Origin of the sequence: Candidatus Lernaella stagnicola, from assembly GCA_030765525.1 — a bacterium.
Lineage (GTDB): Bacteria > Lernaellota > Lernaellaia > Lernaellales > Lernaellaceae > Lernaella > Lernaella stagnicola.
The window spans coordinates 47683-69992 of sequence record JAVCCK010000010.1 but is presented as its reverse complement, the minus strand read 5'-3'; the positions used below and the strand labels follow the sequence as shown (position 1 = coordinate 69992).

The following is a 22310-nucleotide window of genomic DNA, read 5'->3' as shown; positions in this document are numbered from 1 at the left end:
CTTTTGTTGCGACAGTTTCGCGTTATGGCGTCACGGTCCAGGTTCCCAGGTCGTCGACCGAGAAGCCGTCGGAGAGGCCGGGGTCGAAATCGCAATAGGTCCACGAGAAACCGCTGTCGTACGAGAAGCGGTACGCGTAGGAGTACGTGGCCTCGGTCGGCGAACTCATCACGCGTTGGAACTCGTCGTTGGGGTCGCCGGTATGAAGCTCGTTGAAATCAGCGCCGAGCCAGATGTATTGATCCGGATAAAGCCGCGGATCGACGCCGACCGGCCCGAAGCCGACGGTGGCTACCAACGTGGGGGCCGGGGTTCCGGTGCCGGTAACGCCGTTAATGTAGACCTGGCCATAGATCAGTTCGGTGTCGGCTCCCGCCGCGGAGGTAGTCGTCTCCGGGTACTGGAGACTGCACCAATCGATGTGGTCGTTGTAGACATAGAGACGGCCCATCTCGGCGGTCTGGAAGCCGTTCGTGGAGCCCACGCCGGTGTCACAGTAGACCCAGTCGCCGCCTTCGGTGCGGACTCGGGCGGCGTAGGCGTAGGTGAAGGCGATGTCCAGAGTTACCGTCTTCCAATACTCGTCGTTGTCGTCGCCGGTGTGCCCGGCGTTGAAGTCCATCGTTTGCCAGGTGAAGAGATCGGGATTCCCGCTTGGATCATCCAAGGGCGAGCCGGTGCCGAGTTCGACGTCGAGGTAGAGCAATTCACCGCCCGTCCCTGTTTCCCCCTCGATGTAGACCTGCGCATAAATCGGATCGCTGGCGGTGCTGAGCGGAGCGGTCAGGCCGTCGGGGAAGTGGATGCCGCACCAGTCGATGTCGTTGATCCCAGCGGTATCATCGTCATTATCGTCATCATCGTTATCGTCATCGTTATCGTTATCGTCGTCATCATCATCGTCGTCGCCGGAACCGCCGATTACTTCAATCAAGAGGTTGTCCATGCGGGCGTCGGCGACGAACCCGATACCAACGTAGCTGCGGAAACGGCGCAAGCCGCCGGTGCCCGATCCTTGCAGAATCCAAGGCTGGTCGACGCAATCACCGGTTTGGCCGCCGACTTCCACTGTCACGGTTTCGGCGCCGAGGTCGGCCTCGACATTGATGGGGTACCACTCGCCGTTCGTGTATATGTTGCAGGTGCTGGAGCCGCCTTGATGCACGAGTTTCACAGCGCCTTCCAGGAACTGAACGACGAATTGCACGTTATTTTGATCGTCCACCATTTCGGTATGGAACGACGTGCCGCTGTCCACGATGACTTCCCATTCCGCAAGCGCCGAGCCGCTCGTGGCGAAATCCGAGCCGTAATCCCAACTCAGGTACGCATAGCCCGGATCGTCGGCATAAAGGCGAACGACGTTGCCGCTCGCGCCACCTTTGACCGTGGTGATCTCCACACCGGCGTTGGCCGAGGTAAGGGTTTCCCAGGGCGGGTTCGGGGCCGAACCCGGCGTGTGAGTTGACCAGTCTTCTTCCAGGATGACATCGCCGCCGGTGGTGTCGTCATCATCGTCGTCATCGTCGTCGTCGTCGTCATCGTCATCGTCGTCATCGTCGTCGTCGTCGTCATCATCGTCGTCATCATCATCATCGTCGTCGTCGTCATCATCGTCGTCATCGTCGTCGTCGTCATCATCGTCATCATCGTCGTCGTCATCATCGTCGTCGTCGTCATCATCATCGTCGCCGCCGACGCAAATGGAATTGCCCGCGCCCGGCGTACCCAAGTCGCCCGTATCGAAAACGACCGACGCGTCACACCAGTTAGCGCCGTTTAGGGCGAGTTCATACGTGAAAGAGTCAGGGGCCAGATTCAACGATGCGCCCTCGGTATCCGGGAACGCTGTGTCGTTGTAGTAAACCTGCGCGATGACCTTGCCGGCCGCGTCGCCGGTGACGGGTTCGGTGAGAATGACTTCGTCGTCGCCGTTGGCAAGGATAAAGCCGGCGTAAATGTAATCCGCACCGGCGGTTGCGGCGGTGTTACGGGCCAGCACAACAAAATCGGAGGGCGGCACGACGACCGACAAAGAGATGGTGTGTGAGTCAATGCCCGCGTCGCTCAGCACGAAGCCCTGCAAGTCGATCGGCGCTGCGGTCGTGTTATAGATTTCAATCCACTCGCCGAGGGCGTCGTCGACGGCAAGGGGGTTCTTCATGATTTCGGTGATCAGCAAGTCGCCTTGCTCCAGGCCTGGCGCGGTATCGTCATCGTCGTCGTCGTCGTCATCGTCATCGTCGTCGTCGTCATCATCGTCATCGTCGTCATCGTCGTCGTCGTCATCATCATCGTCGTCATCGTCATCGTCGTCGTCATCATCATCGTCATCATCGTCATCGTCATCATCGTCGTCGTCATCATCGTCGTCGTCGTCATCATCGTCGTCGTCATCGTCGTCGTCGTCATCATCGTCGTCGTCATCGTCGTCGTCATCGTCGTCGTCGTCATCGCCCGGAGTACCGGTGCAATCGCCGGGCGTGGGATTCGCCGGGAATTGGCTGAACGGATATAACAAGTTGGCGAAGGCCAACGCACCGGCAGGCAGATCGGGAATGGTCAATTGCACGGAAGCGTCTTTGGTTTCGTCCACGACGCCGTTGAGGATCTGCAGCCCGGGGTCAGTATTGAAAAGCAGGTACACGCCGTTGTTCGGATTGGTTGTGTCGCGTTGGGTCGTGATGTTGTAGCTGTCGTCGAAATAGAACGTGCTGCTCGGCGGTGGCGAGACAAACACGTCGGCGCAGCCGACCGACTCGAAGGTCGTGCTGCCTTCCCACATCGCGTTGCCGGTGATCGTCGCTTTGCCGGGGTCGAGCGTTACGCCCACGTCGTCGGCGAAAGTTTCCAGTATCGCCGCGGTAACCGAGTAGAACTCGACACCGGTTGCGCCGGTGGGCACGTAGTACCAATAGGTGTCGACGTAATCGGTTTTGCTGAATATCAAGCCGACTTCGTCGGGCACACCTTTATCCGGCACATTGGGCACGGGAATCGTGAACACGCCGTCAACATTGGTCAGTGTCGTCACCGGCGGCGTGAAGGGCGTGCCGGAGTTGTTATCGATCAATTCGACGGTGGCGTTAGCGATCGGATTGCTGCTCTGGCCGTCGCGGAGAACGCCGGAGACTTCGCCGGGCTGGACGGTATCGTCGTCATCGTCGTTGTCGTCATCGTCGACAGAGGAGTCGTCGTCCACCGACGAGTCGTCATCCACCGACGAGTCGTCATCTACGGACGAGTCGTCATCTACCGCGGAGTCGTCATCGTCGTCGTCGACGAGATCGTCGTCGGTCGCGTCGTCGTCGGTCGCGTCGTCGTCGGCGATAGCCGAGTCATCGTCGCCCCCCGTTCCAAGGCGTCCCTGGTCTTCATCGCCGCCGGAACTGCACGCGACGAACAAAGCCAGAAACACAACGAGGGCGAATACGATTAGCCAATATTTTTTCATGGTCGCCTCCAAACCCGCCACGATCGTGGGGGGGAACCCAAATACATATCCCCTTCGGGAGTATTCAAACACTGAGATATTGCCCGCTTTTCGGCCGCGAGGTCAAGTCTGAACGTGCCGGTGTGGGCTGAGAAGATCTCGTCGACACGTGCAAACGTAAGCGTTTTCAGGTAACTTTATGCGCAATGAAAAAGGAGGCGGGAATGGCCGAGGTTGTCACCGACAAAGACCGCGAATTGGCAAAGCGTTGTATGGCGTGCCCGGTGTGCCAACGCGCCCGGGACAAGCAGCGAGGTCTCGCGTTTTGGTTCGTAAAAACAATCGAGGGCGGGCTCTGCCCCAACTGCAAGGCCTACGCGAAGGTTTACGGTCGCAAAGCCCACGAACCGTTGTCGCGGGACATGGACCGAGCGTAAGTTACCCGGTCAACATTTTCTCTAATGCGTCTGGGTCGGGGTCGGCCAGGTCCGGAACACCTTCTTGCTTGGCCATACTGACGATCTCCGCGTTTTCACCCCGCGCGCCCGACCACACCACAATAGGCCGCGCCAATTTGCACATGTGACGATACGAAGAATACGTGCCGCTGCGTCGACGACCGCAGACCACCAGCAATGCCTGGGACAAACCGGTGATGATGCGGTTGCGCGTCGGGAAAAAATCACGCCGCGGCGGCGTACCGGGCAGCAGCTCGGTCAAGATCAATCCACGCTCCCGCATCTTTCCGAACAAGTACGTGTTTTCGGGCGGATAGTGACGGTCGATACCCGTGGCGGTTACCAACACCGTGCGACCGCCCGCGGCCAAAGCGCCTTCGTGGGCGGCGGCGTCGACGCCGCGTGCCCCGCCGCTGATGATGGTGTAGCCGCGCGCTGCCATCGCCCCGGCCAACTCAAAGGCAAAACGCCGCCCTTCCGGACTCGGGTCGCGTGCTCCGACAATGGCGATGGAACGCTTGTCGAGCGGCCACAACGGACCGCTGCGAAACAGGTACGGCGGGGGTTCGGTCAACTCGTGCAGCGGTGCCGGATAATCGCTCGCGCCGTAGTACGTACCGCGGCCGCCGCGATCACAATAGGCGACGACGCGCGCCACGGCATGGTCCAGGCGGGCTTTCCCGTCGGCGACGTCTTGGTCGTCGCCGCCCATGAGCGCCAAGGCCCTTTCCGGTGTGCCGCATTGGTCGAGCAGTTCGCGATAGCGTTTCGCCCCGACACCCGGCAGACGCGAGAGTCGAATCGCGGCCATGAACTCCCGCCGAAATGTTTCGAATGTTGTATCCGTCACACGTTTGTCCAGAGGTAAGAAATGCCCAGTAAGTATATCACAAGCGTCGGCGAAACTCGAATATTGGCCCTTAAAAGGGGAGACCAGAGGAGGGGCAGATCCTCTGGTCTTCGGCAAGGTTATTCATTCCATGATAAACTAAACAATCCCGTGAACTGCTCGCTTAACTCTGCAAAGGCAGTGCCAAATCGGGCCGCCAATCGATAACCTTCTTCAAAGCCAATAACGACAGGGTCTCAGCCTCACGCGGCAAAGCAGGCGACGTTCGCGGCGGTGAATCAAGCCTCAAAAAACCGGCGTAAGTACGCGAACGTTATCAAAAAACTGAGGTATCGAAAGGCAAGGCGATCGGGCCGGTGTGGCTCAGCGTCGCAAAAGGCGGCGCAGACTATCGGGGATGCGGCGGGGATCGCGGGCTAGGTCGACGGCCTTCTTGGCGACCGTGCGCGTATCGGGATTCAGCGTGCCCCAGCGGTGTTCCTGCCAACGGCGGTTGGCCTCGGCGACGATTTCCTCCAACTCATGGGGTTCGAGGTGATCGGTTTTGATCACCGCGCTGCGGAAACCGTCGTAGCGCTCGAAATCGTCGGTGATGATGCGTCCCTTCTTGCTTAAGTCATAGTAGTAGCGGCTACCGGGGAAGGGCGTGGCGATGGTGAACTGTACCGATTCGGCGCCGGACGCCAGCGCCATCTCGATCGTCGCACTCGCGGTTTCGCGGGTTTCGCCGGGCATGCCGAACAGGAACGTGAGGTGCATCTTGATGCCGAGCTCGCGCGTGATGGCGATGATCTTGCGCACTTTGTCGATATCCAGCGACTTGTTCATTTGCTCCAGCAGCTCGGCGTCGGACGACTCCACCCCGTACTTGAGCGCGTACAAACCCGCGTCCTGGAGTTCCTCGAGGGTTTCGCGGTCCATCAGATCGGCGCGGGCCATGATCGCCCAGGGCACGCCGAGGTTGCGGGCCTTGATCTCGCGGGCCAAGGCAAGAGTGCGGTCTTTTTTCACATTGAAAGTGTCGTCGTCGAAATAGACCGAGCGAAAGCCGTATTCGCCCACCAGCCATTCCATTTCGTCGACGGTGTCGCGCACGCCACGCACGCGGTACTTTGAGGAATTGTACATGATCTGCGGCCACGCGCAGAACACGCAACCGAAGGGGCAGCCGCGGCTGGCCCACATTTGCACCGAGGGGCGCGGAATCGAACCGGGCTCGTCGTGGTATTCGTGCAGCGGCAGAAAATGACGCGCGGGCCACGGCAGGCTGTCGAGGTCTTCGCGCAGCGGCCGTCGTCCTTCGTCGTGCACGCCGTCCGCCGCGCGCCACAACAGGCCTTGGCAGCCGGCGGGTGAAACGCCCTCGTCCAGGCGTTTGATCAATTCGAGCAGCGTGTCTTCGTACTCGCCGACGAGCACGAAATCGATGTCGGCGTGTTCGTCCAGCCAACCCGGCTCATACATGTAGGCGTGCAGCCCGGCGAAGACAAGCTTTGCATCGGGAAAGCGTTCCTTGATTTCGCGGGCCGTGGCCAGGTCGGTTTCGATGGAGATGGTGCTCACCTCCAGAACGATCACATCCGGCGTGAAGGCGTCGATCCGTTCCAAGAAGGCGGGTCGGTCGATCTTCTCGGCCAGCGCGTCGACGAGCAGGACCGGCACCTCCTCGCGCTCGAGCAACGCGGCGGCGTAAGCCAGAAAAAACGGGAAGGGCATGTATTCGAGGTTCTGGTCCTCGAAATGCGGCCAGCGGCTGCCGGCCCGCACGCCGTAGTATCCGGTTTTGCTCCAGGGTCCGTTGCCCAGAAAAACGCGCATGCTTCCTCCTGCCGCCCAAGATAACGCCCTCGAGCCGCGGCGGCAACGCGCTTTCCTTGACCGGGGGCGCGCCCGCGTCCTACGATGCGGCAACACGTGACACGGGCGGAGGACGCATGCGCAGGGTCATCGAGGGATACCGGCACACGACGGGTAAGCACTGCGGGACGACTTCCGTCAGCGGCATGCTTCGTTTTTACGGACACGAGTTTTCCGAAGCGATGTGCATCGGCCTGGCCGCGGGTCTCGACTTTTTCTACATGAGTTCACCGAACATGAGCCCGTCGCATTTCTGGGGCGGCCGCCAACCGCTGTTGGAGTACGACGGCTTCACGCGGCTGGGCGCGACGGTGCGCGTGCGGCAAACCCAGGACGAAGCCGAGGCGTGGCGGTGGGTCAAGGATGAGTTGGACGCCGGACGCCCGGCCATGGTGCAGGTGGATATCCGTTGGCTCGACTACTACAACACCAAGACCCATTTCGGCGGGCATAAGATCGTCGTGGTCGGCTATGACGACGAGCGGCAAACGGCGCGGATCAGCGACAGCGAATTCGCCGACGTGCAGGAAATCCCGCTGGCGGGTCTGGCGAAGGCGCGGGCGTGCTCGGCGCCGCCGTGGATGCTGGAAAACGACTGGTTCGAACTCGAAGTGCCCTCGCAACTGCGGCCGCTGGAGGAAATCGTCCCCGAAGCGATTGCGGCACTGGCCGAGCGCATGCAAGGCGATCGCGGGGAGCATTTCGGCATGGCGGGCATGGCGAAGGCGGCGGCGGAGTTGCCGGGGTGGGGCGCGGCGGAAGATTGGCGCTGGTGTGCGCGATTCGGTTACCAGGTGCTGGAAAAGCGCGGCACCGGCGGCGGCAATTTTCGGAATCTCTACGCCGCGTTTTTGCGTGAGGCGGCGGCGTATTGCGGGGATGTCGAGCGCCTTGAACTGGCCGACCGAATGAAAAACATCGCCGCGGCCTGGACAAAACTCGCTTATGATCTGCGTGAAATCTCCGAGCGGGAAACGCCCGGCGGTTTCGACGAAGCAGGCGAGCAGCTTCGCCGCTTGTGCGAACTGGAACGAGAATTTTATCTGTCGGCCGGCGCTTGCGCGTGCAGTCCGCCGATGGGAGCGACATGAGCGATTTCGTTCTCGTGAATCCGCCGCTGTCGGCCCGGGCCCGTTACGGCTCACTGGCTTCGGTGGGCAATCGCCTGCCCAACCTGGGGCTCGCGTACCTGGCGGCGTTTTTGCGCGACCAGGGTATCGAAACGGCGATCGTGGACGCGGCGGCGATGAACTACTCGGTCGACCAGACCGCGGCGGCCGTGCAGGAATTGGCGCCGCGCGTGTGCGGCGTCACGGCTTCCACGCTGGCCGTGGACGTGGCGGGTCAAATCGCGGCGGCGGTCAAGGAGCGCCTGCCCGCCTGCGCCATGATCGTCGGCGGCGCTCACGTCACCAGCCGGCCGGAGCAAACGCTGGCCGAGTATCCGGGCTTCGATTTCGGCGTGATGGGCGAGGCCGAGTTGACGGCGGTGGACTTGTTCGACGCCATCACCGGCGGTGGGTCGGCGGCGTCCATCGCAGGCGTCGTGTATCGCGAAGACGGCTTGATTCGCCGCACGGGGCCGCGGGATCTCATCGACGACCTGGATGAACTGCCGCTGCCCGCATGGGATTTGCTGCCGGATCTGGCCGCGACCTATGCGCCGAGCCCGCAGTCGATTTACCGCCTGCCCTCGACCATTTTGTTCACCGCGCGCGGCTGCCCTTACGGATGCACTTTCTGCGATCGCAGCGTGTTCGGTCGCTCGCTGCGCCTGCACAGCGCCAAGCGCGTGTGGGAGATGATGGAGCACCTGTATCGCCATTACGGCATCATTGATTTCGCCTTCCACGATGAGAGCCTGTTGATTCACGAAGGGCGGCTGGTGGAATTGTGCCGCTACATTCAACGCAGCGGCCTACCGATCTCGTTTTCGGGACAGGGGCGCGTCGATCAGAAACTGTCGTCTTTCGCCTTGCGGGAATTGGCCAAGGCAGGCTGCTGGCAGATGTCGTTCGGGTTGGAGTCGGGCAGCGATGAGATCCTGCGCATTCTGGGCAAAGGCACGACGGTCGCCCGAGCCCACGAGGCGCTGGCGACTATGCGCGAGGCGGGTATCGCCACGAAGGCGTTCATCATGCTGGGTTGTCCGGGCGAAACGAAAGAGACGCTGCAGGAAACCCGCGAGTTGGTGCTCAGCGCGCCGATCGACGATGTGATGATCGGCTTTTTCACGCCCTTCCCGGGCATCGAGCTGCTTAAGGGTATCGACTGGCGCGGCGAGATCATCGGCACATTCGCGGAGATGAGCGAACACCGGGTGACGTTCGTACCCAACGGCCTGACGGCCAAGTCGCTGCGCCGATTTCGCCGCCGCTTGTACCGACGGTTCTATCTGCGCCCCGGCGTGATCCGCCAATACCTGCGACGGCTGCGCGAACCTTCCGGACGCCGCGTGCTGCTGCGGGCCGCCTTCGGTTTCCTGTGGAGTGCGCTGTTCGGCCGCTAGAAGGCTTCCCCGAATACGAAATACACGCCGGTATCGTCTTCGCTGAAACCGAGGTCGAGCCGCAGATGAAGAGGCTCGTCTTTCGTCAAGCGAAAGCGCAAGCCGCCGCCCGCCGAAACGTGGGCTTCATTCAAATTGATAAAGTTGAAACGCTCTTCCACCGCGCCGCCGCCGAGAAAGGCCGCGCCGGAAAAGCGCCAGTAGATCGGAAAGCGGTATTCCATTTGCGCCACCAGCGCAGCCTTGTCGCGAAAGCGTCCCTGCTCAACGCCACGCAAGCGGTCGGAGCCGCCGATCGTAGCCATTTCGTCGAAGGGCGGATCGCCGGTCATGATTTGCGACAACAACTGCACGCCAAAAGCGTGGCGCTCGAACAGCGGTATGAAGTGGCGAATTTCGATTAGGTAATCGTTGTAAACGAAGTCGCTGCCGACGCCCGGGTCGGCCAGCAGCGCCGTGAGTTGATAGAGCGATCCGCTGCGGCTGGACAGCGCCGAGTCACGCGAATCCCAAAGCAGGACCGCGCCGAGTTGAGAAACCGTACCGGCGTCGTCACCGGTTAGGTCCTGATTGGCGATCAAGCCGTCGTCTTCTACATCCGTGATGTCGAAATGTTCGAAGCGATAGGCGACGCCCGCGTAGAAGTCTTTGTACACCCGCCGCAGGAAGTCGAGATCGCCGCGGAAGGAATCGGCCGTGAAGGTTTCCTCGTCCGCCAAGCGCGTGTTGTTGCCCATGCCGTAGAACTGCGAGGGGTAGTGAGACATCCCGAGGACCAAGTCGAGGTAGTAATCTTCGTTGGCGAAGTACATCTTCGGCGACAGGATCACCGAGTACTGCTTCTTGAGCGTGTAGAAAGCGACGCCGCTGAATTGTGACGTACGCGACGCGGCCGGCTCGCCGGGCAGGCGATAGAGCAACACGCCGCTGGCGCCGAATCCGAAGTTGGTTTCGGGCGTGTAGAACACGACTGGGATGGGGATGAAGGTCACCTTGGATGGGTCGTCGTCCTCTGTCGTTTCGGGAACATCTTGGGCAAGCACGGGCGACGCCGAGATGAGAATCAGTAATGCGAACATGAATACTTTGCGCCACATCACATCGTTTCCTTTACCGAGCTTCTCGATCCCTTTGTTGACGGAAAGGATAGGGATTGTCGACGCGATGGCAAGCCGCGATGACATGAGTCACGGGGCTCGCCGGCTGCGAAAGCCGATTTCCCGGCCGCGCAGATTGAGCCGCGGTCACCGGTCAAGAGCGCGGGCGTCGCGCCAACGGCTGCCACGAAAAGAGCCGGGCGGATAAAATCCAAAGCGGGAGAGTCCCAGTTTGGCCAGTGACCGGGGAAAGTGGGATAATTCAGTACGGCGATGATCGTATTTATTTAGCATTTCCAATGGGTTCGGAGTTCAGTACGAGGCTGTGCCGGCGGCAAAACGGCGGTTGACGTGCTGCGATACGTGTGTACAATCGGCGTGCCTCTCGCGGCCGCCGACCCCGGCCAGGGATTGCGCAGGCCGCGCTACGCCGAGGGAGATGACGCCACATGATCAACCTGCTTTTGCTCGCCGTATCCGCCGTGTTGGTCAACAACTTTGTGTTATCGAGATTCCTTGGCATCTGCCCGTTTCTGGGCGTATCCAAACGCATCGAGACAGCGTTGGGCATGGGCATGGCGGTGATTTTTGTGATGACGGTGGCGGGCGTTGTCACGTGGTCGCTGCATAGTCTCGTGCTTAAGCCTTTCTCGGTTGAGTACCTGCAAACCATCGTATTCATTCTTGTGATCGCCGCGCTGGTGCAGTTCGTGGAGATGGTGATGCAGAAAGTCAGCCCGGTGTTGTATCAGGCGCTGGGCATCTACCTGCCGCTGATCACCACCAACTGCGCGATTCTCGGCCTGGCAGTGCTCAACGTGCAAAAAGAAACTCCGTTCCTCGAGATGCTTGTGTTTTCGGTGGCGGCCGGCGTGGGCTTCACGTTGGCGCTGGTGCTGCTGGCGGGCATTCGCGAGCGGTTGGAATTTGCCGACGTGCCCGATTCCATGCGCGGCACGGCGATCGTGCTGATCGCCGCCGGCTTGCTTAGTTTGGCCTTCATGGGTTTTGCCGGGCTGGGTTAAGGAGAGTTGATGCTCACGGCGATTCTCATATTAGCGAGCGTGGCCCTGGTGGCGGCCGTAGGCTTAGGTGTGGCCAGCCGCGTGTTCGCCGTGGAGGTCGACCCGGTCGTCGAGCAGATCAACGAACTGCTGCCCGGCGTCAACTGCGGCGCATGCGGGAATCCGGGCTGCCACGGGTACGCGGAATTGTTGGCGGCGGGCAAAGCCGACGTCAACGATTGCCCGGTGTGCAGCGCCGATAATCGCCGAGCCATCGCCGACCTGCTGCATCTGGAATTTTCCGAAACGGTGCGCGACGTGGCCTTCGTACATTGCGGCGGCACTCGCGAACATGCCAAGGATATTTTCGAGTACGCCGGTATTCAGACGTGCAAAGCGGCGCACATGCTCGGCGGTCCACTGGGCTGTCGCTACGGTTGCCTGGGCTACGGCGACTGCCTCGCGGTGTGCCTATTCGACGCCATCGTGATCGAAGACGGCGTGGCGCGGATCCTGCCGGAGCGCTGCACTTCGTGCGGCCAGTGTGTGGCGGCATGTCCGCGTGACCTGATCGACCTGCAGCCGGCGCACCAGAAGGTGTTGGTCAACTGCAGCACTCACGGGCGCGGCAAAGCGGTGTCGGTGAACTGCAAAGTCGGATGCATCGGTTGCGGCCGCTGCGTGAAGGCGTGTCCGACCGAAGCGATCACCATGGACAACCTGCTGCCGGTGATCGACGCCGACAAATGCATCTTGTGCGGCCAGTGCGCGCGGGTGTGCCCGACGCATTCGATTCTCGACGAGGCCGGGCCGCACTGGATTGCCCGCATCAACGAAAACTGCACCGGCTGCACGCTTTGCGCGCCGGTCTGCCCCGCCGACGCAATCGCCGGAGAACGTAAGAGTCGGCACGAAGTCGACCCGAAAAAGTGCGTTCGCTGCGATAAGTGTTACGCGACTTGCGACTTCGAGGCGATCGAAATGGTCGATGAAGACGGCGCGATCCGCATGGAACCCCGTCCGAAAAAGACCAAGAAAAGAGCGGAGGCGACATCGTGAAACCCCGGCGCTTCTACGGCGGCGTGCATCCACCTGAGAAGAAATTCTCGGCCGAGCGCGCCATTGAAGTTTTGCCGGTGCCGGGCGAAATGGTCGTGCCGCTGTCGATGCACATCGGTGCCCCGGCCAAGCCGGTGGTACAGGGCGGCGACGAGGTGAAGGTCGGGCAGGTGCTGGGCGAGCCGGGCGGCTTCGTCAGCGCTTACATCCACAGCCCGGTGTCGGGCACCGTGCGCAAGATCGAACCACGCGATCACCCGCTGGGCCGGCCGTTGCCGTGCGTGATCATCGACAACGACGGCGCGGACGAGACCGTCGATTTCACGCCGCTGGTGCGCTGGGAGGAAACTGCGCCGGAGGAATTGCTCGACGCGGTATTCAAGGCGGGCATCGTCGGCATGGGCGGCGCGACCTTCCCGACCCACGTCAAGCTCAAGCCGCCGCCGAATTTTCACATCGACACCGTCATTGCCAATGGCGTCGAGTGCGAACCCTACCTCACCGCCGATCACCGCATGATGCTCGAACATCCGGCCAAGATTCTCGAGGGCATGCGGATCGTCATGCGCATCCTGGGCGTCAAGCGGGGTTTCCTCGGCATCGAGATGAACAAGCCCGACGCCATTGAACTGATGACGCAAAAGGCGCGCACGGTGGACGAAATCGAAGTCGTGCCGCTGCAGGTGCGCTACCCGCAAGGGGCCGAGAAACAGTTGATCTACGCCTGCACCGGGCGCGAAGTGCCCTCGGGCGGGTTACCGATGGCCGTGGGCGTGGTCGTGCAAAACGTGAGTACGTTGGCGGCGATACGCGACGCCGTGGTCAAGGGTAAGCCCTTATTCGAGCGCGTCGTGACGGTTACCGGCGAAGCCGTGACCACACCGAAGAATCTGCTGGTGCGCGTGGGCACGCCGCTGCGGCTCTTGATCGAAGCCGCGGGCGGATTGAACGGCGACGCGGCGAAAATCATCAGCGGCGGCCCGATGATGGGGCTGGCGCAACACGTGCAGAACGTGCCGATCATCAAAGGCTCGAGCGGTGTGCTGTGCCTGCCGCCGGAACTGGTCGACGTCTCCCCGCCGGCCCCGTGCATTCGTTGCGGCGCGTGCGTGGGCGTCTGCCCGGCCGGGTTGCTGCCGACCGACCTGGTGCGGTTGGTGGAAAACAATAAATTCGACGAAGCCGACCGATTGGGCGTGATGGACTGCATCGAATGCGGCTCCTGCGCCTTCGGTTGTCCGTCGCGCATCAAGCTGGTGCAGTGGATTCGTTTGGGCAAAGCCGAAGTGATGGCGCGAAAGAAGAAGATGTCATGAGTGACGCCAGACGCCTGATTGTCAGTTCCAGCCCGCACGTGCACGGGCCCGATTCGGTCCCGAAAATCATGTGGTCGGTCGTGGCCGCCTTGGTGCCGGCCACCGCGCTGTCGATCTATACCTTCGGGTTGGGCGCGGCGCTGACGGTGCTGTGGGCCGTGGCGGGCTGCGTGATGGCCGAGGCCTTATTCGCCCGGCTTCTCAAGCGGCCGCTGACCATCACCGACGGCTCGGCGGCGGTGACCGGCTTGCTGCTGGCGTTGAATCTGCCCGCCAACGCGCCGTGGTGGATGACCTTGATTGGCTGCCTGGTGGCGGTCGGCCTGGCGAAGTGGGCGTTTGGCGGCCTGGGACAAAACATCTTCAACCCGGCGTTGGTCGCGCGGGTGTTTTTGCTGATTAGTTTCCCGGTGCAGATGACTTCCTGGCCGCTGCCGATGGGCGCGGGCCGCTTCCGTTCGTTGGATGCGCTCACGGGCGCCACGCCGCTGGGGCGGATCAACGAAGCGATCTTGAGGGACAAGCCGGAGATGCTCGACGGCATGGCGTCGTGGACGGATATGGCCTTGGGCAATATCCCGGGCAGCATGGGCGAGATATCGGCGGTCGCGCTGATGATTGGGGCGCTGTTTTTGCTGTACCGGGGCTACATCACGTGGCACACGCCGGTCAGTTACATCGGCACGGTGTTTGTGCTCGGGCACTTGCTGCACCTGACGAAGCCGGAACTCTTTCCGAGCGGCCAGGTACACGTAATGGCCGGCGGGTTGATGCTCGGCGCGCTATTTATGGCTACGGACATGGTCACCTCGCCGCTCACGGGGAAGGGGCAACTCATCTTCGGCTTGGGCTGCGGCGTGTTGACGGTGGTGATCCGCTTGTTCGGCGCGTATCCCGAAGGCGTTTCGTTTGCGATTTTGATCATGAACGCCACGGTGCCGCTGATCGATCGCTTCACGGTGCCGAAAAAATTCGGCTACGTGCCGCCGCAAAAGGAAGAAGTGGGGGCCGTGGGATGAACGACCTGCTCAAAATGACGCTGGTGTTGACGTTGATCTGCGTCGTGGCGGCCGTGGCGTTATCGCAGGTGTACCGCGTCACCAAAGAGCCGATTGCGGTGGCGCTGGAGGCCGAGGCCAAGGAAGCGGCGGCCACGGTGCTGGGGCCGGTGTTGTCGGACGGCGCGGCGGTCGATAAGCGCGCGGGCGGTCCGGACGGCGCGGCGTTGTACGTGGCGGTCAAGGACGGGCAGCCGCAGGGCTTCGCGTTTCCTGTGGTGTCGCACAAGGGCTACGCGGGCGACATCGGCGGCATGCTCGGGGTCGATACCGAGGGTCGGGTGCTGGGATACAAAGTCGTGCAGCACTCCGAAACGCCCGGATTGGGATCGCATATCCAAACCAACGAAGCGTGGTTGAAGCAACTGGTATTTTGTCCCGACGGCGAGCGCCGCACGCTTGATTCGAAGAACACGGATTGGCGGGTGAAAAAAGACGGCGGCGACATTGACGCGCTCACCGGCGCGACGATCAGTCCGCGGGCCGTGACGGGATCCATCAAGGCTGGGCTGGAGTGGTTTGCCGAGCATCGGGCGGAGCTGACCGGGACGGTGTCGCCGAATCCGGTCGAGGCGCAAGATGCGGGTCCGCCGACGCCGAATCCGAAGTTGGAGGAAGGTGGCGTGGTCGATCAGAAGTTGCCGGCGGCCGTCGCGCTGCCGAAGGTGGAAAAAACGCCGCCGCCCTTTACCGAAAAGACGTTGACGGAGTAAGGCGATGTCGCACGTGCAGGAATTCACCAAGGGTCTGTTGAGAGAAAACCCGGTGTTTAAGCTCGTGCTTGGCATGTGCCCGACGCTGGCGGTGACGACCTCGGCCGAAAACGGCATCGGCATGGGCCTGGCGTCGACCTTTGTGCTCGTGTGTTCGAACGTGCTGGTGTCGCTGCTGCGCAACGTGATTCCGGCGAAGGTGCGCATTCCGGCGTTTATTGTGATCATCGCTTCGTTCGTGACGGTCGTCGATTTGACGATGAACGCGTACTTCCACCAATTGCACAAAGCGTTGGGGCTGTTTATTCCGCTGATTGTGGTCAATTGCATTATCCTGGGCCGCGCCGAAGCTTTTGCCAGCAAGAACAAGGTGACGCCGGCGATTGCCGACGGCCTGGGGATGGGCATTGGTTTCACGCTGGCGCTGTTCGTATTGGGATCGACGCGGGAACTGCTGGGCAGCGGCTCGGTGTTGGGCGTGCCGATACTCAGCTCGTTGATCGGCGCTATCGGCTGGGACTTCAAGCAGGTGATCGTAATGATTTTGCCGCCGGGCGCATTTATCGCGTTGGGCGTGATTCTTTCGATCATCAACGCGGTATCGAAACGAATGACCAAGGCCCCCGCCTCTGGCTGATCGACACTTCGGTGCCTGTCCCCGATTCCGGAATTTTCGAAAGCTTTCCCCTCCATTCGTTACCGATTGTAACAAGTTGGTGCCTGTCCCCAATTGCGGTAGTATTGGAAGCTTTTGCTCTTATGTGTTACCGAATGTAAGAAGTTGGTGCCTGTCCCCAATTGCGGTAGTATTGGAAGCTTTTGCTCTTATGTGTTACCGAATGTAAGTGATTAGGCCGGTTTTCGTCACGGAGCGGCCGGTTTTTCGCATAGATACCAAGGAAGAAAGGGGACAGCAGACGTGCTTGCCGGGCAGTCCATACCAAGGCCTTTGTCCAAGCCGAGGGTAAACATGGCGGCGGCGGCCGAAGGCGTGTTCGGCTCAACAAACCGGCATCCGCCGCGGGCCAGCACCTCGAAATAAGACCGATACCGGTTCGCAATCGAATTCACCACCACAGTGCATTCGCCCGGCGCCCGCCTCACGTAATCCAAAACCGCGGGCGCATTTTCGGGAACTTGTTGCTCGTTCATCGCCCGATGAAATCCCGCGAAACTCTCTACCAAGAAAACCAACATCAACACCGCAACCGCATGCTTGATGACTCGCGGTCGCGCGCGGTCGCCCAGCCAGGCAACGCCGGCGCCAGCCGCCAATGACAAGAAAGCCAGGGGCGCAAACATGTACTTCATGTCGTAAGACGGCAGGCCGAAGCGAACCACCGGCACCAGCACCAACACCATAAGCAAGACGCCAAAAGCAACCGGCCAGCGGGGTCGCCGCGTCACCGCGCCCAAACCGGCCGCCGCCAGAAACGCGAAGGTCGCCGCCGGGAAAAAGGTGCGCGTCCACTCGCTCCAGGAAAACGATGCCACCCCCGCCTCGGAGATCAATTGATAGGAATCCAGCGGATTCCCATCCAGGAAATAACGCAACACCAACCAAATAATCGGGAACACTACCGCCGGAAGGCCAAAAACCAGCGCCGCCAACCAGCGAGACATGTCCCGCGGACGCAACCAAATCACCGCCGTCAAAATCGGCACCAGCGCCCAGGACTCAAAGCGAAGCGCCGTGGCAGCCGCCAGGGCGCCGGCGGCGGCGAGAAGATGCCCCACGCGTCGTGGGTGACTTGTCAAAAACCACAGGCAAAGCATCAGGGCGAAGGTGTAAATCGGTTCGACTTTGGCGAGGGTTGAATAGCGAAGGAAAATCGGTCCGAATCCGAGAAACAGCGCCGTGGCGGCAGCGGCCTTTTCGTCGTGATAGAGTCGCCACGCCAGCGCCGTGCCGAGCCAAAAGACGCCGAAGGAACATAGAAACGTCACCAGCGGCCCCACCAGCAGCGGATGGTCGAACAGGCTAATCATTATTTTGAGAAGCATGAGATGCAGCGGGCCGATCATCGAATAGCGCCACGGTTCGGGCTCGATCGCGAAAAGGATGCGGAAGTTTTCCTCGCCGTCCAGAACGTGATCGGTCAGCAACCAAAACGCCAGGCGCGTCAAAAACACGAACGCGGCGAGCGCAAGAAAACATCGTTGCCGAACAAGCGGCGGCGGGGTGGATTCGCTAACCATGAGCTTTCGTTTGTAGCACACTGGACCGATTTGAAAAGCGAATTAGCGCTTCTCCAGCAGCAAATAAGCGCCGGCGGAGGGCAAAAAGCGTCCGAGCGTTTCCATCTCCGCGATGCTCAACGCCCATTTCACGACCTCCGCCACCCGTCGCGGCGCGCGCATCGTTTCCTGCACCGTGACGGCGGTTTTCGATGAGGCCTCGGGCGAAGAAGCCGGCTCTCCGGCCGGCGGCGTGGGCGCCAACAGCATGTTCAACCGCCTGGTCAGCCATGAAGCGAAAGGAATCAGAAAATGGTTTTTGAAGACCAGGCGTGTGTGAAACGGGGCGGTCAACTCGCGCAATTCGGGAAGGGTAAAGCGATGCAAATGATGGTCGCGCGCATCCGACGCCCACAGACGACCGGGCCGGCCGCGGGTGCGCCAACACTCTTTTAGATAAACCCACGAAAAGCGGCCGTAGCAATTGGTGTACACGAGGGCGCGTCCGCCGGGGCGCAGCAACGCATGAATTTGCGCCATGACTTTTTGCGGTTCGCTGACGTGTTCGATCAAGTCGAGGCAGAGGACTCGGTCGAAGGATTCCGGTTCGCCCACCACGCCGACCAACTCGTAGGCATTGCCGACTGCAAATTCGACGTTGTCGACGCCAAGACGCGAGGCGGCGAGTCGGGCGGCGGTCACCGCGGTTTCGGCGGCGTCGACGCCGACGACCTCGCGGGCGCGCCGGGCGGCCAGTATGGTGAATTCACCCAGTCCGCAGCCGATATCCAGGACGCGATGGCCGGCATCTAATCTCAAGAAAGTGTTGATAAAGTAACTTTTGGTGGTCCAGCGGACGATTTTCGGCCCGCGCACATGCGCAGCTTTCCCTTTATAAACAAGATCTTGCCAAATTTGGTCTTCGCGAGGTTCCAAAAAGTGCGTCCTATTGATTAAATGCCTTGTCTTATAAGATAGTTAGAATTAAAATCGGTCCTCTTTGAGGCGACCGATACCGCCTCCTGTGATGATCGCGCCCACGATTCACGGGGTTTCGCGGGGCCGCCAAAACCGAAACGAACCATAGCTTAGGGAGCCGCTTTTTTGCAACTGCCCAAACACATCAAAGTTATCAGCGGGTCGGCGGTTTGGTTGATGGCTCTTTGTATGTTGGTGCTCGGGCCGGCGTGCGGCAGTGGGTACGACGTGGAGAAAGAGGACGAAATCGAAGAGGGCGGGGAGATCATCGCCACGCTGACCGGCGTCATTAACTACAGCGGCGACCGGACCGGCGCGCGGTTGGTCGTCGGCATGATCAACCAGTGGCCCATGACGGGACCACCGGTGCGTTTTTGGGACGTTCCCGGATTCACCGGCAGCTTCCCCGTGACCTACCAATTCGATTTGGACGAATACCTGGAAGGAAAAGCCTACTACCTAGCGGCTTTTCTGGACGTGGATGAAAACGACGTCAATTTGATGATGAACGCGGAAGTCGATCCGCTCGACCTGCCCGACGAAGATGAAGAACCACTGGTGATCGAACCGGGAATCATCGTGCGCGATTTCGTGCTGTTGGACCCGGAGGATGTCGACTGGTGGTGGGTGGACGGCGAGTAGGCGGCCGCGTGACTTTAAAAGGAGAGACCGAATGAAGTGGAAAATCTTTTTGACTTTTGCATTGGTGCTCGCGTTGGGACTCGTGGTGCTCGCCGCCGCTTGCGACGACGACGACGATGACGACGACGACGATGACAACAATGAAGGCGACGTACACAACCCCGATGACTACCCGGTGCGCATGAGCGGCACGATTTCCTATGATGGCGATAAGCTGCTCGCGGATTCCAAAATGCTGGTTGCGATCGTCGACTTTTGGCCGATGAGCGGCGCGCCCACGGAATTCGTGTACATCGACATCCCGGAAAGCGGGTTTCCGATGGAATATCGCGTCGGCTTTGAACATAGCGGCGAGTTTTTTCCGTTGGCGGCCTTAGATGTCGACCCGGACGACCTGTTCGGCATGAACGTGAACGTCGATCCGTTGGCGGTGCCGACGGCCTCGGTGACGTTGCAGGAAGGCGAAAACGACGGCGTCAACTTCGTGCTCGTGGATCCTGAGGACATCGGCGGAGACGACGACGACGATGATAACGACGATGACAACGATACCGCGGGCGACGACGACACCGCGCCGCAAACCGGCATCGCCGGAACGTTGACCTACGCCGGCAGCAAAGAAGGCGACAAGGTCGTGTTCGGCTTCTGGACGGGCCTGCCCGCCGGGCCGCCGGATGAGAGCGCCGAGTTCGATGTGCCGGTGGGCGGATTTCCCTTCGACTACGTGGTGGAAACATCCTTCACGGGCGACTATCGCGTCGTGGCGTTTTTGGATGTGGACCCCAACGACGGGGAAAGCATCAATTTCGCGGTGGACCCGAACAACTGGTCCCTGACGATGTCGCCCATCACGATCCAGGACGGCGCGCTGACGACATACGACATTACTTTAGAGGACCCAAAGTGAAAATCCTCTAACTACCCTATTGGTCCGCCGGGGTCTTCTTGTGCCTCGGCGGGCCCCTTTCTTTCACGGAGTACGTGGTGCGGGGAATGCGGCGAAGGTTATGGATTGGGTTGCTGCTTTTATGCGTGACGGCCGTGCTGTGCCTGCCGGTTGCCGCTGCGGCCGACCCAGACGACGACGAGGACACCGACTCCACCCCGACCCCGGAGCCCGAACCGCCGAAGGATGATCCGCCGCCCGCAATCGACGTCGCCGCCGATGCCCAAGACGATAAGGAAGCCGACGACGAAGCGCCCATACACGCCGGGGACGAAGTCGTCGTGACCGGCACACGCACCAAGCACTCGGTGTCCACCGCGCCGATTGCGGTCTCGGTCGTCACCGCTGACGAAATGGCCAAGAGCGGCTCGGACGATGTGGGCGACGCCCTGGAGAATGTGGCGGGCGTATTTGTCGACGAGTGGGAGTCGGCGGGTCGCGGCGGACCGGGCAGCGGCGTGAATATCCAAGGTTTGCCCACGGACCGCGTGTTGCTGTTGATCGACGGCATGCGGGTGCCGATGACCATGCGGGCGCCGGATCTGGAACTGATTCCCGCGCAGTTGGTGCGGCGCATTGAAGTCATCAAGGGACCGAGCAGTTCGCTTTACGGTTCGGACGCCATCGGCGGCGTGATCAATATCATGACGCGCGAGCCGACGGCCGATCCCAGCGCGGAACTCAATTTGTGGGGCGGGAGTTTCGCCACCTTCGGCGGCAACGCCTTCCATGCGTGGGGCGCGGGGCCGGTGGGTTGGGTCGTCAATTTCAATCGCAAACAGTCCGGCGGCTGGATCGACCCGAACGCCGCCCGGTCGAAAATTCGCATCGGGGAGGGCGTCGTCGACACCATTCCATTTGAAAACGACGCCGGCCACCCGTATGAAGCCAACGACCTTTTCGGAAAGTTCACCGTGCGCACCGGGCCGTATTTGCGGTGGACGACGCAGGCCCGCTATCACTGGGAAGACAATCAATTTTCCGACGAGGATGACCGGGCCGTGAGCGACGACAAAACGCGGCTTTCCGGGACACTGCGCGGCGAGTTGGAGTACGGCCGCCTGTCGATGACGGCGATGGCGTCGTACTTTCACCGCACGTTCCGGTATCGCGAGTTTTCCACCACGTACACGATCAATCCCCTGCCGCCGCCCGACTTGATTCGCGGCCTGGTCAACAAAGGCAACACGACGATCGGTGACGATCTCAACGCCGAACTCGTGGCCAGCGTGGCCGCCGCGAACTGGAACCTGCTGACCGGCGGCGTGTCGTGGCGGCACGAGAAGCTGGATTACGAGGCGTTCGAGCAAAGTTCGTTAACCGATTCGGACCAAGCGTACAGCGCCTTTCAGACGGTGCTTTCCGCCTTTGTGCAGGATGAGTTGTTCTTCTTTGACGGCGTGTGGTCGATCGTGCCGGGTGTGCGGGTCGACAACCACGAAGTGTGGGGCACGACGGTCAACCCGAAGCTGTCCACGCTTGTGCGTCTGCCGACCAATACCGCGTTGCGGGCCAGCGTGGGCCGGGCCTTCCGCGAACCCACGCTCTCGCAATTGTACCGGCCGATCTTTCGGCACAGCGGGTACTTCCTCGTGGGGGACGAAGACCTCGAGCCGGAAACGGCGCTGGGTTTCAACGGCGAGGTGGAGCAGGGAATCGTCGAATTCGCCGCGGTGACGGCGGGCTATTTTCAGTACGAGCTGTACGACATGATTTATCCGGCCATCGTCGACGACAACTTCAAGGGCGGCTTCCCGCTGATGAGTTACGTCAATCTGAAGCGTGCGCGCATTCAGGGCGTCGAGGGCCAGGTTGTTCTCACGCCTCACGACATGGTGCGGTGGTCGCTCGATTACACCTACACCAAGACCTTCGATTTGGACGAGGACGAAGCGCTGGGCACTGTGCCGGAACACAACGCCGGCACGCGGTTGTTCGTGGACTACACGCCGTGGGGGCTGGGCGGGATGGTCGGCGCGGTGTTTCAATCGCAGCGCGACTACATTGGCATGGGCGGGCTTTGGTACACCGCCGACGAACGCTATTTGACCAACGCGCGGCTGTACAAGACCCTCGGTCGCCACGTCGAACTGGGCTTCCGAGTCGAGAACTGGCTGGGCTACAACTGGGACAAGGAAGGCGACGGCGACAACGACCTGCCGCCCACCGGCTACTACGGCGAGTTCAAGCTGGAACTGTAAGCGAAGCGCGG

General features: G+C 61.1%; 18 protein-coding genes. 12 read left to right on the top strand and 6 right to left on the bottom strand.

What is annotated here, in order from left to right; all coding sequences use genetic code 11:
• Positions 1-22: 22 nt before the first annotated feature.
• The gene (locus P9L99_04685; protein MDP8222634.1) at positions 23-3454 is read right to left on the bottom strand and encodes a lamin tail domain-containing protein; all 3432 of its coding nucleotides are present in this window, start codon (positions 3452-3454) and stop codon (positions 23-25) included.
• Positions 3455-3657: 203 nt separating this feature from the next.
• On the opposite strand from P9L99_04685, the gene P9L99_04680 reads away from it, so the two are divergent.
• Positions 3658-3870, top strand: coding sequence for a hypothetical protein (locus tag P9L99_04680; GenBank protein MDP8222633.1), 213 nt, complete (start codon positions 3658-3660; stop codon positions 3868-3870).
• A gap of 1 nt (position 3871) precedes the next feature.
• Here P9L99_04680 and P9L99_04675 read toward each other — a convergent pair whose 3' ends face one another.
• Positions 3872-4702: a DNA-processing protein DprA gene (locus tag P9L99_04675; protein MDP8222632.1), complete on the bottom strand. Its 831-nt coding sequence runs from the start codon at positions 4700-4702 to the stop codon at positions 3872-3874.
• Positions 4703-5104: 402 nt separating this feature from the next.
• The gene (locus tag P9L99_04670) at positions 5105-6559 is read right to left on the bottom strand and encodes a radical SAM protein (protein MDP8222631.1); all 1455 of its coding nucleotides are present in this window, start codon (positions 6557-6559) and stop codon (positions 5105-5107) included.
• A gap of 116 nt (positions 6560-6675) precedes the next feature.
• On the opposite strand from P9L99_04670, the gene P9L99_04665 reads away from it, so the two are divergent.
• Both P9L99_04665 and P9L99_04660 read left to right on the top strand, forming a co-directional pair.
• Positions 6676-7689, top strand: coding sequence for a BtrH N-terminal domain-containing protein (locus P9L99_04665; GenBank protein MDP8222630.1), 1014 nt, complete (start codon positions 6676-6678; stop codon positions 7687-7689).
• Positions 7686-9107 carry a radical SAM protein gene (locus P9L99_04660; protein MDP8222629.1) on the top strand — a complete coding sequence of 474 codons (1422 nt, stop codon included), beginning with the start codon at positions 7686-7688 and terminating at the stop codon, positions 9105-9107. Before P9L99_04665 ends, P9L99_04660 begins: the two co-directional genes overlap by 4 nt.
• Here the strand turns inward: P9L99_04660 and P9L99_04655 are convergent.
• Positions 9104-10204, bottom strand: coding sequence for a BamA/TamA family outer membrane protein (locus tag P9L99_04655; GenBank protein MDP8222628.1), 1101 nt, complete (start codon positions 10202-10204; stop codon positions 9104-9106). The two genes, P9L99_04660 and P9L99_04655, sit on opposite strands and share 4 nt — an antisense overlap.
• 449 nt (positions 10205-10653) lie before the next feature.
• Between P9L99_04655 and rsxA the strand changes: the two genes are divergently transcribed.
• From rsxA to P9L99_04625, 6 genes are read left to right on the top strand one after another with little or no spacing between them, the layout of a single operon-like run.
• On the top strand, positions 10654-11229 hold the full coding sequence (rsxA, locus tag P9L99_04650) for an electron transport complex subunit RsxA (protein MDP8222627.1): 576 nt from the start codon (positions 10654-10656) through the stop codon (positions 11227-11229).
• 9 nt (positions 11230-11238) lie between these two features.
• Positions 11239-12267: an RnfABCDGE type electron transport complex subunit B gene (locus P9L99_04645; protein ID MDP8222626.1), complete on the top strand. Its 1029-nt coding sequence runs from the start codon at positions 11239-11241 to the stop codon at positions 12265-12267.
• A complete protein-coding gene (rsxC, locus tag P9L99_04640; protein ID MDP8222625.1) occupies positions 12264-13583 on the top strand; it encodes an electron transport complex subunit RsxC in 1320 nt (439 codons plus the stop codon). Before P9L99_04645 ends, rsxC begins: the two co-directional genes overlap by 4 nt.
• Positions 13580-14602, top strand: a complete 1023-nt coding sequence (locus P9L99_04635; GenBank protein ID MDP8222624.1) for an RnfABCDGE type electron transport complex subunit D — start codon at positions 13580-13582, stop codon at positions 14600-14602. Before rsxC ends, P9L99_04635 begins: the two co-directional genes overlap by 4 nt.
• Positions 14599-15354 (top strand): RnfABCDGE type electron transport complex subunit G, encoded by a 756-nt coding sequence (locus tag P9L99_04630; GenBank protein MDP8222623.1) that lies wholly within the window; start codon positions 14599-14601, stop codon positions 15352-15354. The genes P9L99_04635 and P9L99_04630 overlap by 4 nt, the downstream gene beginning before the upstream one ends.
• Before the next feature lie 4 nt (positions 15355-15358).
• Entirely contained in the window at positions 15359-15991 is a 633-nt protein-coding gene (locus P9L99_04625; protein ID MDP8222622.1) for an electron transport complex subunit E, read from the top strand.
• 227 nt (positions 15992-16218) lie between these two features.
• On the opposite strand, the gene P9L99_04620 is transcribed toward P9L99_04625, so the two are convergent.
• Together P9L99_04620 and P9L99_04615 are read right to left on the bottom strand one after the other, a co-directional pair.
• On the bottom strand, positions 16219-17553 hold the full coding sequence (locus tag P9L99_04620) for a hypothetical protein (GenBank protein MDP8222621.1): 1335 nt from the start codon (positions 17551-17553) through the stop codon (positions 16219-16221).
• Between the two features lie 42 nt (positions 17554-17595).
• Positions 17596-18486 (bottom strand): class I SAM-dependent methyltransferase, encoded by an 891-nt coding sequence (locus P9L99_04615; protein ID MDP8222620.1) that lies wholly within the window; start codon positions 18484-18486, stop codon positions 17596-17598.
• A 150-nt stretch (positions 18487-18636) separates the two neighbouring features.
• On the opposite strand from P9L99_04615, the gene P9L99_04610 reads away from it, so the two are divergent.
• The 3 genes from P9L99_04610 (at position 18637) to P9L99_04600 (ending at position 22299) form a co-directional block, all read left to right on the top strand.
• Complete coding sequence (locus tag P9L99_04610; GenBank protein ID MDP8222619.1) at positions 18637-19152, top strand: hypothetical protein; 516 nt, start codon at positions 18637-18639, stop codon at positions 19150-19152.
• Positions 19153-19183: 31 nt separating this feature from the next.
• The gene (locus tag P9L99_04605) at positions 19184-20059 is read left to right on the top strand and encodes a hypothetical protein (protein MDP8222618.1); all 876 of its coding nucleotides are present in this window, start codon (positions 19184-19186) and stop codon (positions 20057-20059) included.
• A gap of 86 nt (positions 20060-20145) precedes the next feature.
• On the top strand, positions 20146-22299 hold the full coding sequence (locus tag P9L99_04600) for a TonB-dependent receptor (protein MDP8222617.1): 2154 nt from the start codon (positions 20146-20148) through the stop codon (positions 22297-22299).
• Positions 22300-22310: the final 11 nt, after the last annotated feature.